General features: G+C 49.3%; 7 protein-coding genes and 1 pseudogene. 1 reads left to right on the top strand and 7 read right to left on the bottom strand.

Annotation, left to right across the window (positions count from 1 at the left end; genetic code table 11):
* The 3 genes from ACOJTG_RS07885 to ACOJTG_RS07895 all read right to left on the bottom strand — a co-directional run.
* Nucleotides 1-1,070, bottom strand: a 1,070-nt coding sequence (locus ACOJTG_RS07885; protein WP_420153308.1) for a DoxX family protein, incomplete at its 3' end; no start/stop codon positions are given.
* Nucleotides 1,071-1,084: 14 nt separating this feature from the next.
* Nucleotides 1,085-2,422, bottom strand: a complete 1,338-nt coding sequence (locus tag ACOJTG_RS07890; protein ID WP_420153309.1) for a RagB/SusD family nutrient uptake outer membrane protein — start codon at nucleotides 2,420-2,422, stop codon at nucleotides 1,085-1,087.
* 12 nt (nucleotides 2,423-2,434) lie between these two features.
* Nucleotides 2,435-5,512: a SusC/RagA family TonB-linked outer membrane protein gene (locus tag ACOJTG_RS07895; protein WP_420153310.1), complete on the bottom strand. Its 3,078-nt coding sequence runs from the start codon at nucleotides 5,510-5,512 to the stop codon at nucleotides 2,435-2,437.
* Nucleotides 5,513-6,025: 513 nt separating this feature from the next.
* Between ACOJTG_RS07895 and ACOJTG_RS07900 the strand changes: the two genes are divergently transcribed.
* On the top strand, nucleotides 6,026-6,529 hold the full coding sequence (locus ACOJTG_RS07900; protein ID WP_420153311.1) for a hypothetical protein: 504 nt from the start codon (nucleotides 6,026-6,028) through the stop codon (nucleotides 6,527-6,529).
* 57 nt (nucleotides 6,530-6,586) lie between these two features.
* Here the strand turns inward: ACOJTG_RS07900 and ACOJTG_RS07905 are convergent, their stop codons facing one another.
* The 4 genes and pseudogenes from ACOJTG_RS07905 to ACOJTG_RS07920 form a co-directional block, all read right to left on the bottom strand.
* Nucleotides 6,587-8,386, bottom strand: coding sequence for a DUF1080 domain-containing protein (locus ACOJTG_RS07905; RefSeq protein WP_420153312.1), 1,800 nt, complete (start codon nucleotides 8,384-8,386; stop codon nucleotides 6,587-6,589).
* A 32-nt stretch (nucleotides 8,387-8,418) separates the two neighbouring features.
* Nucleotides 8,419-9,678, bottom strand: a complete 1,260-nt coding sequence (locus ACOJTG_RS07910; RefSeq protein WP_420153313.1) for a Gfo/Idh/MocA family oxidoreductase — start codon at nucleotides 9,676-9,678, stop codon at nucleotides 8,419-8,421.
* 131 nt (nucleotides 9,679-9,809) lie between these two features.
* Nucleotides 9,810-11,267, bottom strand: a complete 1,458-nt coding sequence (locus tag ACOJTG_RS07915) for a replication initiation protein (RefSeq protein WP_420153314.1) — start codon at nucleotides 11,265-11,267, stop codon at nucleotides 9,810-9,812.
* 1,461 nt (nucleotides 11,268-12,728) lie between these two features.
* Nucleotides 12,729-13,216, bottom strand: a pseudogene (locus ACOJTG_RS07920) (hypothetical protein); the annotation flags it as partial.

The following is a 13,216-nucleotide window of genomic DNA, read 5'->3' on the forward strand; positions in this document are numbered from 1 at the left end:
TCAGCGGCGAAAATCTCTTCCGTATTGAGTGAATCGATGATGACCGGACGGTTGGAGCGAATACTCAGGGTAGCCCAGGTTTCGAACACCACATCTTTCCAGCGAACAGGGTCAGTTTTTGAGTAGGGAATGTTCGTTCCATTAAGACTAAATTCGCTAACATTATACAGCCCCGCTGCCTGCGAAAGTCCTTTTTGCCGGGGATACTGATACGATCCTTTCCGGTGCCCAGCGTAGGTTTGATACCCGTAGAAGAAAACGAAGAAGACGATAAACGCCAGCTTGCCCACCAGCCGAGCGTTTTTTAGCCACTGCTCGGAGAATACGGGCTGAAAGCGATTAGGTTTGGTAGCTTTTTCCAGCGACAACAATGTAAAGAGTCGAATAGCATCGAAGGAAAACAGAAACAAAGCCAGACTGATTAGGTAGAGACTATACACGTATTCACCACCCTCGTAGGCCAGGTTCGAAACAAAAACATTTCCCGTAAACGGCAGAATGATGAGCGTGGCAATCGTAGCCGTTTTCCGATGCAGGAGTAGTAAGCCACCGATAATTTCAATCAGACCCAGAAAGGATTCGTAGGTCGGTACGACGCCTAAACTTAGGGAGAAGAGTTTCCAGGCCGAAAAATCGCCGTAATTAGTGTTCAGATGACTTAGCGAAGGCAGCGGTGATTGTTCGGGAAAGAACTTGATGAATCCATACGCCAGCACACCCACGGCCAGCCGATACCGAACCAGCACCCGCAGCCAATAATACAACAGGTTGTATTCCCGCTTCTGGCGATCGAATACACTCCACACTACCGAACCCACCAGAGCGATACCCGCCACAATGGCCCAGTTAAGAAAGCTGTCGGCTCCGTCGATGAATTTAGGACTGTACCGCGAGAGATAGAAAATTTCGCGGTAACTCAACTGTAGCCAGTCGATGGAAAACAGATACTGGTAATACTTGTAATCGAGCGGTACGACCTGAATGAAAAAGTACAGAAAGAAAAAGCGGAAGATGGCTTTTTCGGCGGTACTCCACGCGGCCGGTTCCGGGAGATGCGTTGGTTGATCCATCGTTTGAATAGAGGTTAGTAACCTTCGTTTTGAACCAGTGCTTTATCCACCAGTAGCTGATCTACCGGAAGAGGTAATACGTAACGTTTGGAATCTGTAACGCCCAGTACAGCCGCCGCTCGGCCCGTCCGTACGAGGTCAAACCAGCGGTGCGGTTCCAGGGCAAATTCCACGCGGCGTTCGTTTTCAATCGCCAGTAAAACATCCTCGGATGTAGCCGCCGTAGCAGCGGGCAGGCCGGCCCGATCCCGCACGGCATTCAGATCGCTCAGAGCAGTCGTCAGTTTGTTTTGTTGGGCCCGGGCTTCGGAGCGAATCAGGTATTGTTCGGCAATGCGAAGTACGTACGAGGGGTCCGAGCCGGGGTTGCGGTAGTAGAGGTTGCCGTACCAGCGGTTTTGGTTGTCTTTGGCGACAAGTACGCTCCGGTTTCCGCCCACGCTGGCGTCGTTGAGTAGTGTAACCAGAGCCGTATTGGGTGCCCACTGACGCGTTCCACCGTTGGTTTGCGGCTGCCACTGCCCGCGATGGGCATTGATTTCGGTAGTACCGTTGTAGAAAATCTCGAAAATGGATTCCTGCGTACCCCGGGCGTTATCGGCAAAAAAGGTACGATATGGCTTGATCAGGGTATAGTTTGTTGCATCACCGATAATCTTGCTGGCGTATTCTTCCGCTTTGACCCAATCTTTCTGATAGAGGTAATAGCGGGCTTTCAAAGCCCAGACCGTCTTTTGGGTGGCCCGGTAGCGGTCGGTGGTAGCGGGTAGTAGAGACTCGGCTGCATCCAGATCTTTAAGTACCTGAGCATAGGTCTCAGCGGTGGAACTGCGGGCAATGCCCCGGTTGTCGGCGGGCGTTACAGTCGGTTTGGTAATCAGCGGTACTCCACCCCAGACGCGGGCTAGATCGAAATAGGCCAATGCCCGTACGAAATACGCTTCGCCGAGGTACTGGTTCTTCAAAGCAGTAATCAGGGCCGGGTCGGCGACGTCGTTGACCTTCGCCAGCACGTTGTTGGCCCGGTTGATGGTCTGATAAATGGCGATCCAGACGCCGCTGACCATGCCATTATCGGCATTGACTTTGTGGTTGATGAATTCCTGAACGATGGACTGCGAGCCAGTCCATTCCACGTTATCACCCGACAGGTAACCGATGGCCTGAAAGTTAGTCCCGTAGTAATTGCTACTCGCCACAGCACTGTACACACCGCGAACGGCCGTTTCAGCGGAAGTTTTATCGGTAATGGTAACGGCATCCGAAATAGATTCCTTCGGCTTCACATCCAGAAACGACTGGCAGGAAGTCAGGAACAAAATACTTACTAGGATTGAAAAGGTTGCTTTCATTACGGTCTGTTCTTACAAAGTCACGTTTAAACCCAACTGCAAACCCACCGGCTGCGGGGGCGTACCCAGGTCAATGCCCTGCTGGTTCTGGTCACTGCTGGCACTCGATTCGGGGTCCAGACCCGTGTACTTGGTCAGCAGCCAGAGGTTGGTACCCACGGCGTAAAGGCGGAGGTTGTCCAGTCCCACTTTTTTCGACCAAGTTTTCGGTAAGGTATAGCCCAGCGTGAGGGAGCGGAGGCGGAGGAACGAGCCGTCTTCCAGCCAGCGGCTGCCGCCATCGCGGTAGTTGTTGACGTTGACACCGTCGGGACGGGGTACGTCGGTGATGTCGCCGGGCTTCTGCCAGCGGGCCAGATTACTGGCGAAAATGATCCGGGCCGCGTCGCGGGCTCCCCCACCCTCTCCGAAGAATTTGTTGTGATTGTAAATTTTGTTTCCGTACGAAAAGGAGAAGAACACATTCAGATCGAAGCCGCCGTAGGTCAGATTGTTGGTCAAACCGCCGAAGAGTTTGGGCCAAATGCTACCCAGAATCTGCCGGTCGTCCGTAGTAATTTTTCCGTCTTTGTTGACGTCTTCATAGACCACGTTCCCCGTCTGCGGATCAACGGACAATTGCTTGTACACCCAGAATGAGTACAACGGATGACCCTGCTGCTGCAAAATCAAATCGCGGCTGCCGTAGCGTAAAGGCGTTTCGAGTTTTTCAATGGTATTGACGTTACGGGCCAGATTCAGGCTCGTCGTCCATTTGAGTTGAGAAGTTTGAAGGTTGACCGATTGAATGCCTAATTCAAAGCCTTTGTTGCTGATTTCTGCCGCGTTGCTCCAGTAGGTGCTAAAGCCCGTCGTGGCCGGTAAGGTCAGTTGCAGCAGGCCATTGGTCGTGTATTTGTTGTAGACGTTGAATTCGGCGGATACGCGTCCGTTGAAGAACGCCAGATCCAGCCCTACGTTCAACTGGCGGGTTTTTTCCCACTGCAAATCCGGGTTGCCCAGTTGCTGGGGAGCAATGCCGGGATTACCCTGATAGGAAGCCCCTCCCGTCCACAGGCCCTGAGCGGCGAAATTGCCGATGCCATTCTGGTTTCCCGTAATGCCGTAACTGGCCCGCAGTTTCAAATCACTCAGTACCGTTACGTCTTTCAGGAATTCTTCCTGCTTGATTCGCCAGGCCGCCCCCACCGCCGGGAAGTAGCCCCACTTGCGTTCATTCCCAAAGCGGGACGAACCGTCGGCCCGGATACTGGCATTAATCAGGTACCGCCCCGCAAAGTTGTAATCGGCTTTGGCAAAGAACGAAGCCAGCGTACTCTTACTCCAGTTCTGGGAAGCGGCCGTTGTCGAGGCCGACGAAATCTGCGTAAAGTTGTTATTGGCGAAGCCGCGGCCTTCGGCGTAGGTACGCTTCAGTACGTCACTTTGCAGCGTATTTCCCACCAGCAATCCGAAGGTGTGTTTAGTACCCAGCGTCTTGCGGTACGCCAGCGTCTGTTCGTTAAGAACGCTGGAAAACTGCGTTTGACTGGAAGTCGCTAGTCCCGACGGACTGCCCGCAATGAGTAGATTATTCCAGTATTCGGATTCGTCGTAGCCGTTGTAATCCAGCCCGAAGCTAGTACGGAATTTCAGTCCGGGTACGATTTCCGCTTCCCCATATACGTTCCCGATGTAACGCAGGCTGATGGAGTGAACGTCGTAATTATTGAGCAGTAACGTCAGGTTATCAAAACCCGCCCGGCCGACCAGTACACCGTTTTCGTAGGGCGAAAGATACGTAGGCGTGTGCAAAGCGGCCTGTAACAAACCGCCCTGTGGACCGTCCCCGGCCCGGGCCTGATTGCGGAAGGTACGACTGAGGATATTACTCACCCCTACCTGTACCTTGTCGTTGACTTTTTGATCGAGATTGATTTTGAAGCTGGCCCGTTCGAAGTTGATGGGCTTGATGATGGCTTCCTGCTGCGTATAGCTACCGCCGATGTAATACTTAGTGTTGGTGGTTCCCCCGGCTAATGACAAGTCGTAGTTCTGCAAGTGGGCGGTACGGAACAATTCGCCGAGGCGGTCGTAGGTTTGCTGTTCTTCCGGTAGTCCCCTACCCCCTTCGGATACGGGGCGGAAGGGTCGGTTAGCTTCCGTACGATTCAACGAAGGGGTATCCTTGCCCGTATTGATCCACCATTCGTTAACCAGTTGGGCGTGTTCGGGGCCCGTCGTCAAATCCCAGAGCCGAGCGGCTTTCGACCAGCCCGTGGATGCATTGAGGCTTACCTTGGGTTTCTGTTCGAAGTTGCCGCGTTTGGTGGTGATGAGAATAACGCCATTGGCTCCCCGCGATCCGTACAGAGCCGTCGCTTCGGCATCCTTCAGAATTTCGATACTCTCGATGTCGGAAGGATTGATGTCAGCAATGGGCGAAGTCGCCTTGCCGCCCGTACTCACCGACTGCAAACTGTTGTTATTGATGAAAACGCCGTCTACGACGTACAGCGGATCATTATCGGCATTGATGGACGTCGCTCCGCGAACGCGAATGTTTACGGCTTCGCCCGGTACGCCGGTATTACTGGAAATCTGTACACCGGGAATTTTACCCTGAAGCTGAGCGTCGAAACTACCCGTGGGAATATTCTTGGTATCGGAAGGGTCGATTTTGGTGATGGAACCGATCAGGTTTTTGCGTTCCTGCGTACCGTATCCCACTACAACTACTTCACTCAGTTGGTTCTGATCGGGTACTAACTGGATGGTTAGCTGGGTTTGATTGCCTACGCTTACCTCCTGCGTTTTGTAACCGATGAAGGAAACCACCAATCGAGCCCGATCGGGTGCCTGACTGATTTCAAACTCACCATTCGCATTGGTCGATATGCCTTGGATAGTACCCTTGATCTGAATATTCACCCCCGGAATGCCCTTGCCCGTCTCATCGAGTACCTGTCCTTTGATGGGTCCTTCCGTCGCACGCCAATAGGATCGAACCTCCTTAGCAGGAATGGCGGCTTGCCCCGACGGTACGCTTAGGAGCAGAGGCAGCATCCAGGCCTTCCAATAATTGCCGTGCATGTGTACGTAATTTTTCATTCAATAACTGTGATGGTTGAGTACTGAATTATTTTCTACTTATTATATAGATTAACTATATAAATTAAAAACAAAGATTCACAATGGCTTTACTCCTTTGAAGGTTGGAGATGCTTGGCGACCGATGGAGGGCGGGGCGGAGATCCTCGCTAACGGAATAGCTCGACAAAACTAGAGAGGCTTCCGTATTTAGCAAACATAATCTACAGAATTTATAGACTAATAAATTATATTCTTGATTCTGTTACAGAATATATATTTTATGTCACATTTACATCGCTAAAAGTAAGGTCTTCTGGCTTTAACGAATGGCTCAAGATCTCTATAGTTTCAATTTGCTACAATCACTTGTATTTTAAAATTATCCCTTTGAAAACATTGAGTATTACTAGCACTGAGCGTTAAGTAATACTTATCATTTAGCGTTAGAATAGGCTATAATTCCGATTATTAAGTCCGATTTCATTCTAAAAATTATATTTTCACGTTTCTAATTACTATCACCGCCCTACCGTGAAACTACTTTTGTACGTGCTTTTTCTATCGCCATCTATTCCCAGTCTGGCCCAAACCTATCCTTGTGCGTCTGCTTTTTCCGTTAAAAATGGCTACACACTTGAAGAAAAAATTTCCAGTATCAACCCGCAGCAAAAAGACGCCTTAGGGAGATGGAAATGGATTGAAATCCGAAAGGAAAAGAAGCCCAAACAACCCGCCTCCTATCTGCTTAATCTGACGTTCTACAATCAAACTTCCGGCGAAGAGCGGAATCATGCTGAAGTCCTTTTCAAGGACCAATCCCGACACGTGTTTAAACGGGTGACGTCCCAAAGTGAGTTATCGCACGGAAGAGGCTATAAACATTCGGCCGTGGTGTATCTAACCCCTGAGGAGCGTGAACTACTTGAAAATAAGCTAATTGAGCAGATAATCATCAATCATGAAGCTAGTAAAGAGATCAATGAAGATGACACGTTATACGTACAAAGTATGGCTCAGTGTATCTTTTCAAAATAATTAGGTCATTACTACCGGAATGAGAACCCTGTGGGTGATTCCGGTAGTAATGACTTTTTACAGGGCTTTCACACGAATATTTCGGAAGCGAACCACCGAACCGTGCCCCAGAAAACCAATGTGCCCTGAGGACCGTTTCAAACCGGGATGTTCTTTGTGGTCGGGGGTACCGTTTTGGCTTGCTTCGGCTACGTCACCGTCCAGAATCGTTACGCCATTCAGTATCACTTTTATACGTGTACCCCGTACCGTTACTTCCTCCGTATTCCATTCCCCAGGGGGTTTCATGCCCTCCCGCTTGGCCGGTATAATGCCATAGACGGATCCATGATACTGATAGGGTTGCAGGTTCTTGTACTGCTCGGCCGTATTATCCAGAATCTGCAACTCCATGCCGGTATACGCGGCATCGCCTTCGAGCGGAGCCCGAATCCCAAGTCCGTTATTGGCTCCCGGCGTAAGCTGGAAATCGAACCGGAATACAAAGTCGGCGTACTCGTCTTTGGTATACAGATTACCTTGACCTTTTCCAGTAGGCTCAATCACCAGATTCTGGTCTTTTACTACGTAGTCTTCTTTGTTACCCGTCCATTGCTCCAGATCGGAGCCATCGAAAAGCACCTTGAAACCTTCCTGCTTTTCTGCTTCGGTTAGGGTAAACAACTGGGGTAAGCCTGCCAGATGCTTTTCCAGAGCAGCGGGCTGACTGAGATACGGCAAACTCTTCTGTAACCACTCGCGAACTTCCAAATTATTAAAACGCGACTCGGCCAAAGCAATTTGAGCAACGGCTTCAGCGGCTGGTTTTCGCAGTACGGGATGATTTAAAAAACTCGCGGCGTAGGACAGAGCCGCGTATTGATGAAGGTTTCCTACTTTTCTTAGAATTTCCTGTCTCTGTTGCGGTGTACGGGCTACGGCCATGCTCTTTTGTAGCAACACGAGTCGCTGGGGTTCCGTATACGAGGCATGGCTCAGTCGCTGGAGATTGGCCGTCAGATCCTTCGTAAGCGGGATAATGAGTTGCTCAGCCGCTAGTTGGGTAGTTTGTTGGGAGGGCAGATTGGCCGCCTCAATCAGGGCCCGAGCCGCCTTTTCGGCCGTAGCGGTATGCCCCGCCTCCCCTACCCGCTTTATCCAGAGCAGATACGAAGCCGTAGCATTGGAAGCTTCGAAGGTATACTGCCGGTCTGCCGCCGCCCGGGCCAGTAAAGCTCCGGAACCCGGATTACCGATATTGGCGAGAGCGTAGAAAGCTAATTTCTTCGCATTATCAGAACCGTTTTGAGCGAGTTGGGTCAGCACCGGTACGGCCTCCCCCGTACGGGTTTTACCAATGGCTTCGATCAGGTATAGCTGAGCGGGTTCCTGAGCCGTTTTCAACGCTTTGAGCAGTGCTTGCCGGGCGGAAGGCGTATTGATTTTCACCAGAGCCCGGGCGGCTGGATCAGCCAGCCGATTATCTGCCAGGAAAGAGGCCAGCGTAGCCACCGCTTCTTCTTTTCCCACCATCTGCAATTGGGCGATCAGAAAGGCTTTGGCTTCGGGTGTAGTGGCCTGTTTCAGGGCCTTCTGATACGCCATTGAACTTTTCATGCGGTCGGCAGAACGATTGCTGGCGTAGGCTGTATACCCTCCCAGGGCGTACTCCGTCTGGGTATGATCGCCCGGTGTATTCAGGCCCGCCGCCAGAGCTAGAAGTCCTTCTTCGTTAAGTTTGCCCACTTCACCCATCGCCGCCTGTAGCTGGGCCTGGTTAGTAGCCGGTAATTGAGCTAATACCCCAGCGACGCGGTCAGACTGTGCCCATGCGGCCTGCTGGAAGAGAAGTCCCAAAAGTAGTATGTTTAATCTCATAGAAATTGAGGAATAAGGCAATTGAAAAGAAATTACATGACCCAGGGAGCTCGCATGGGTTGATCGATGAGGCGATTGGCTCCTTCATCATCAATGAAGACTTGATTTTTTGGATCGAAGCGAAGCGAACGGCCCAGCCGCAGAGCGATGATTCCCATGTTGACCAGCGTACAGGAACGGTACCCATTCTGCTCATTCAGGGCAAAGGGTTTCCGCTCCCGTACGGATTCCAGAAAGTTAGTCACCTGAGGTTTCGGCTCTGGAAAGGACGCCAGTTTGCGGGCTAAATCAGGAATATCCGAGCGGAATTCGGGATACAGTTTTCCTTTTGGCCCCTGGATGTAGGGCACGCCTTCCTCACGACCTTCGCCGTCGAGTACGATTTTACAACCATCGGCGTACGTGTAGGTAATGCGTCGCCAGATACCCACCGCATCCGGATGCTGCTGGGGAGCGTCAATTTCTACGCTAATCGGGCTTTCGTTGTCTTTGCCCAGGAAGTACTGGATTGGATCAAGGTAATGCTGACCCATGTCGCCCAGTCCGCCACCGTCGTAATCCCAGTACCCCCGGAACGTTCCATGGATGCGGTGGGCGTTGTAGGGCTTGTAGGGAGCCGGCCCTAACCAGCTTTCGTAATCCAGTTCGGCAGGTACAGCGGCTTCTTCCAGATGGGTCTTACCTACCCAGTAAAACTTCCAGTCAAAGCCCGTATGCTTGCTTACGGTAACCGTTAGAGGCCAGCCCAGCAATCCGCTTTCCACAAGCTTCTTAATGGGTCGTACGGTCGTTTTCATGCCGTAAAAGGTATCCTGAAACCGAAACCAGGTATTCAGCCGGAACATGCGTCCGTATTGAGCAACGGCTTCTTTCACGCGTTTTCCCTCGCCGATGGTTCGCGTCATGGGTTTTTCACACCAGATGTCTTTACCGGCCCGGGCGGCGTCTACCGCCATGAGTCCGTGCCAGTGCGGCGGTGTGGCAATGTGTACAATATCGACTTCGGGTAGCAGAAGCAGTTCGCGGTAGTCCTTAAACGTTTTGATGCCGGAGCCACCGGCCAGTTCCAGACCTTTCTGTAAATGGGTTTGATCCACGTCGCACAAAGCGACCACGCGGGTACCCGCGTAAGGAATGTGCCCACGGCCCATCCCTCCCAGACCAATGATACCTTTGGTCAACTGATCACTGGGGGCCAGATACCCCTTGCCGAGTACGTGCCGGGGCACTATACTGAAGGCCGCTACGGCAGCGGCCGTTTGCTTAAGAAATTTTCTGCGGGAATGCGTCATACGGGAATAGAGGAATGCGTGATGCGGACTGCGTAACGGCTTGCGAACAGGCAGGCCATCATGCGTTGGGTAAGGTACGGAAATTGACCTGTTTACCCAAAACTCCGGATTGCTTTCTCCCCTATGAACACCTAAGCACGCCCCATGCGGCGTTCGAGTTCCTGCAACTGCGGCAGATACTGCTTTTCGATAACGTGAAGTTCTTCCTGACAGTACTGGCGGGCTAGTTCCCAGACGGCCGTAGCAAAAAGCATTTTTTCCTTGTAATTCTGCTCGTCACTCAGCTTGGGATCAAATGAAAAGGGTACGGTTTTCTTGGCCTGTTCGAAGAGTTCCATCCGTAAGCTGGGACGTATCGCCAGGAATGCCTGAATGACTTCGTACTGACGTTCGTACCAGCGATTTTTCCACTGGTCGTATTCTCCCTGCCAGTTCTTTTCTTCTTTCGGAGCTTGCGGTTTCGGTGCAGAGGCCGCGGGTTGACCCGTCGCAAACAGGGAAGGCGACAAAATCAGCGTATTGAGATACCCACCAATATTCTGAATGGGTGAGTTTTTCTTGCGGGTCTGTTTTAAGGTCGTTTGAATACTGGTTCGGATGTGCTCAATGGGAGCCTTCTCCAGCCACTGCCAGACGGTTTGCTCGGAAACGTAGGCACTAACCAGTGGGAAAATTTCATCAAAGTGTGATACTTCCACGGCCGAACCCTCCTCTTCCAGCATAGGCTCCGGTTCAGGAGTTCGTTTTAATTTTAACACCGGAGGTACGGCTCCCTGACTCGTATCGTTTTTGGTAATGTTGTAAAAGCGAATGGCCACTACCGCATTCGACTTCAACTTGAAGGGGAGTTCGTAGGGATAGTTCTTCGCCTGTACACCTTCGTAATCAAACCGGATGTCGGTATACTTCTGCAAATCCTCTTTGGCTTTTTCCAGTACGCGGTCGCGAAAGTGCCCGTAAAGCTTATACTCCTCTTCCATGCCCAGCATGGCTTTGAGTTCCTGTAATTCAATCGTCCGCTCCCCGAGTTTTTCGTACTGCTTGAGCAATTCGTAAATCCGTACGGTATAGGGACTCGACAGGTCGAGAATATTCGCCATCTCGTATACCAGATACCGCTCCTTGAGTTCAATCAGAAAGGGCTTGAGATCGGGATGAAAGGAAACCTTCAGGTACACCCGATCGTCGTCCAGACGTTTCGACTGAATGATTTTACGCTGGACATCATCCGGCGTTTTAATACCACCAATAATGGGCGTTTCCAGTGTTTCGTAGACCCCATCGGTTTTTACTTTTAGCTTGATGATTTTACTCATCAGGCCGCGAGCCCCTTCTTTGAGATCTTCGTAGGTACGACCATCCTTGCGTAAGCCGAAATCCTGAATGACATCCCGGAAAAAAATCTTATACTCTTTGAAGTCACGGTCTTCCCAGTCAATCATGGAAATCATCTTGGCAAATACCCGCGTTTCCCAAATGGTGAATTTGTAATGGGCTTCTACCAGAGCGTTTGACTTCCGGATCAGAACCACAGTATTATTCCGCTTCTTTTTACGGGTATTCTTACGAGGATTAAGCTTTTTCTCCACTAGGCATTCGATTTAAAGGCAGCTTTCTGGACGATTTTGTGAACATATCAACCAACTATCACAATTTCCACGCTTCCAAGGTACGAAACAAACGTGATTTCTGTGATAGTTTTACGTGCATTTTGTGATAGTTTGGTGTGGAATCTGTGATAGTTGCACGTGGAATCTGTGATAGTTTCTCAAGTTATCCACAAGTAATTTATTGAATATCAACTAGTTACAAGCGGTTTTTTTGCCGGAAATACTATTAAAATATAATATAAAAACATCAAACAAGGAATTGATGATGATTTTTCTAATTTTTTTGATGAAAAGAAAAAGCTGTGAGTAAAGCTGATGGGCTTAAGAGAAGATCTAAAAACAAAGGAGATTAAAGTGATTAGATAAAAGTTCCGGCGTGCGGGCACGTGCATTTTGTGATAGTTTGCCGGGATTCAATCGGATTTCATGCGATGGAAAGAGGTACAAGTGCTGTTAATGTATTCATTATGAAGTTAAAAACATTCACGGAGGCTACTAGTGAAAAGTCATTTTGAAAAACTATCACAATTTGTGAGTAGTAAATGGATCTCTATGAATCCTCCATTTCGATCAAACTCCTAGATGGGCAGAACGTTTTGCAATCTCAGAAACTATCACAGATTGTTTGGATACAGTGCTGATAAACAGTTAGTTACTGCATTTGCTTTCTTTTCTTACCATGAATTTTAAATGGATTTGTAGTTGTATTCAACTATCACAAATTGTTTTTATAAAGCCTTGATTCATAGGAACAAACTGATAGAAAAGGGTCAATATTTCTTTCAACACAGCTATACATAAGGTATACCTAACTATCACAAATTGTTTATATAAATAACTGATATACAGACAATTAAAAGGTTTATATAGTCTATAACCCGTTTAATTGGCTAGATGATGATAAATATGAAAGTGTCGCAAATTGTGATAGTTTTTAATGGATGTGGCTCATAAGACCAAAGTGACACGCTGTCACTTTGGTCTTATCAACGAAAGGTTCCTGACTAGCTGAGAATTAGGACATTCATTGAATACAGGAGCTATTCAGTATAGTGGTCGAATTACGCTAACTGCAAATAAAACTATCACAATTTGTGAATGAATACTATTGATTTTCAAATGATTACGTTAAAGTTTTGTGATAGTTGCGAAAAGTATAGGCCCTGATCTTTTCACGAAAAGTGTCACAAATTGTGATAGTTTATGTCTGCCCTACTAACCAAAGGGACACGCTGTCCCTTTGGTTAGAAAGCATAATCAGAGCAATGATTAAATAGCAATCACCCTCCTGCCCTGCTTACGGTCTTCAATGATACATGTAGAGATTATTCAGATGGAAAAGCTTACTCTAGTTCGTGCGGAACAAAGTGTAACAAAAAAAGCAAAGTGACACGCTGTCACTTTGCTTTTGAATAATTCATCCGATGAGACTAGTTCCGATCAAAGTGACACGCTGTCACTTTGGTTGAGCAGTTGCTGATAGTAATGCAATTGATCGAGTAGCTGCTGACAAGTTTCCTTGGTCAACGGGCCCGCTGCCAGAGTTCGGATGATCTGCTGAAGCTGTTGTCGTTCGTCATGCTGGAGACTGGGGCGAGCCGCAACTTCCATTACTTCTTCGGGAGTACCGAGTAAGTGAGTCGTTGCTGCTTTAGCAACCGCATTGATCGAAGCTTTCGTTAATTTCTGCTTCCCGGTCAGAACCGCGTTTTTCAAATCGGGCGTTAACTTTTCCAGTCCGGCTGCAAAGTCACCGTCGCGTTTAATGGTCCGGCTACTTACGCCATATTCCTTACCCAGTGCTGCGGATACGTTTTCATTTTCGGCAAACTGGTTCCCACCCCTTGCGTTCTTCTGCTGTAAATAGCGTAAACCCCGCAGGTACGAAGCTTGCTCAGGACTCAGGTTCCGACGGCCTAACTGGTAAT

The sequence above is a fragment of the Siphonobacter sp. genome, assembly GCF_048595215.1.
In the GTDB taxonomy this organism is placed as follows: Bacteria; Bacteroidota; Bacteroidia; order Cytophagales; family Spirosomataceae; genus Siphonobacter.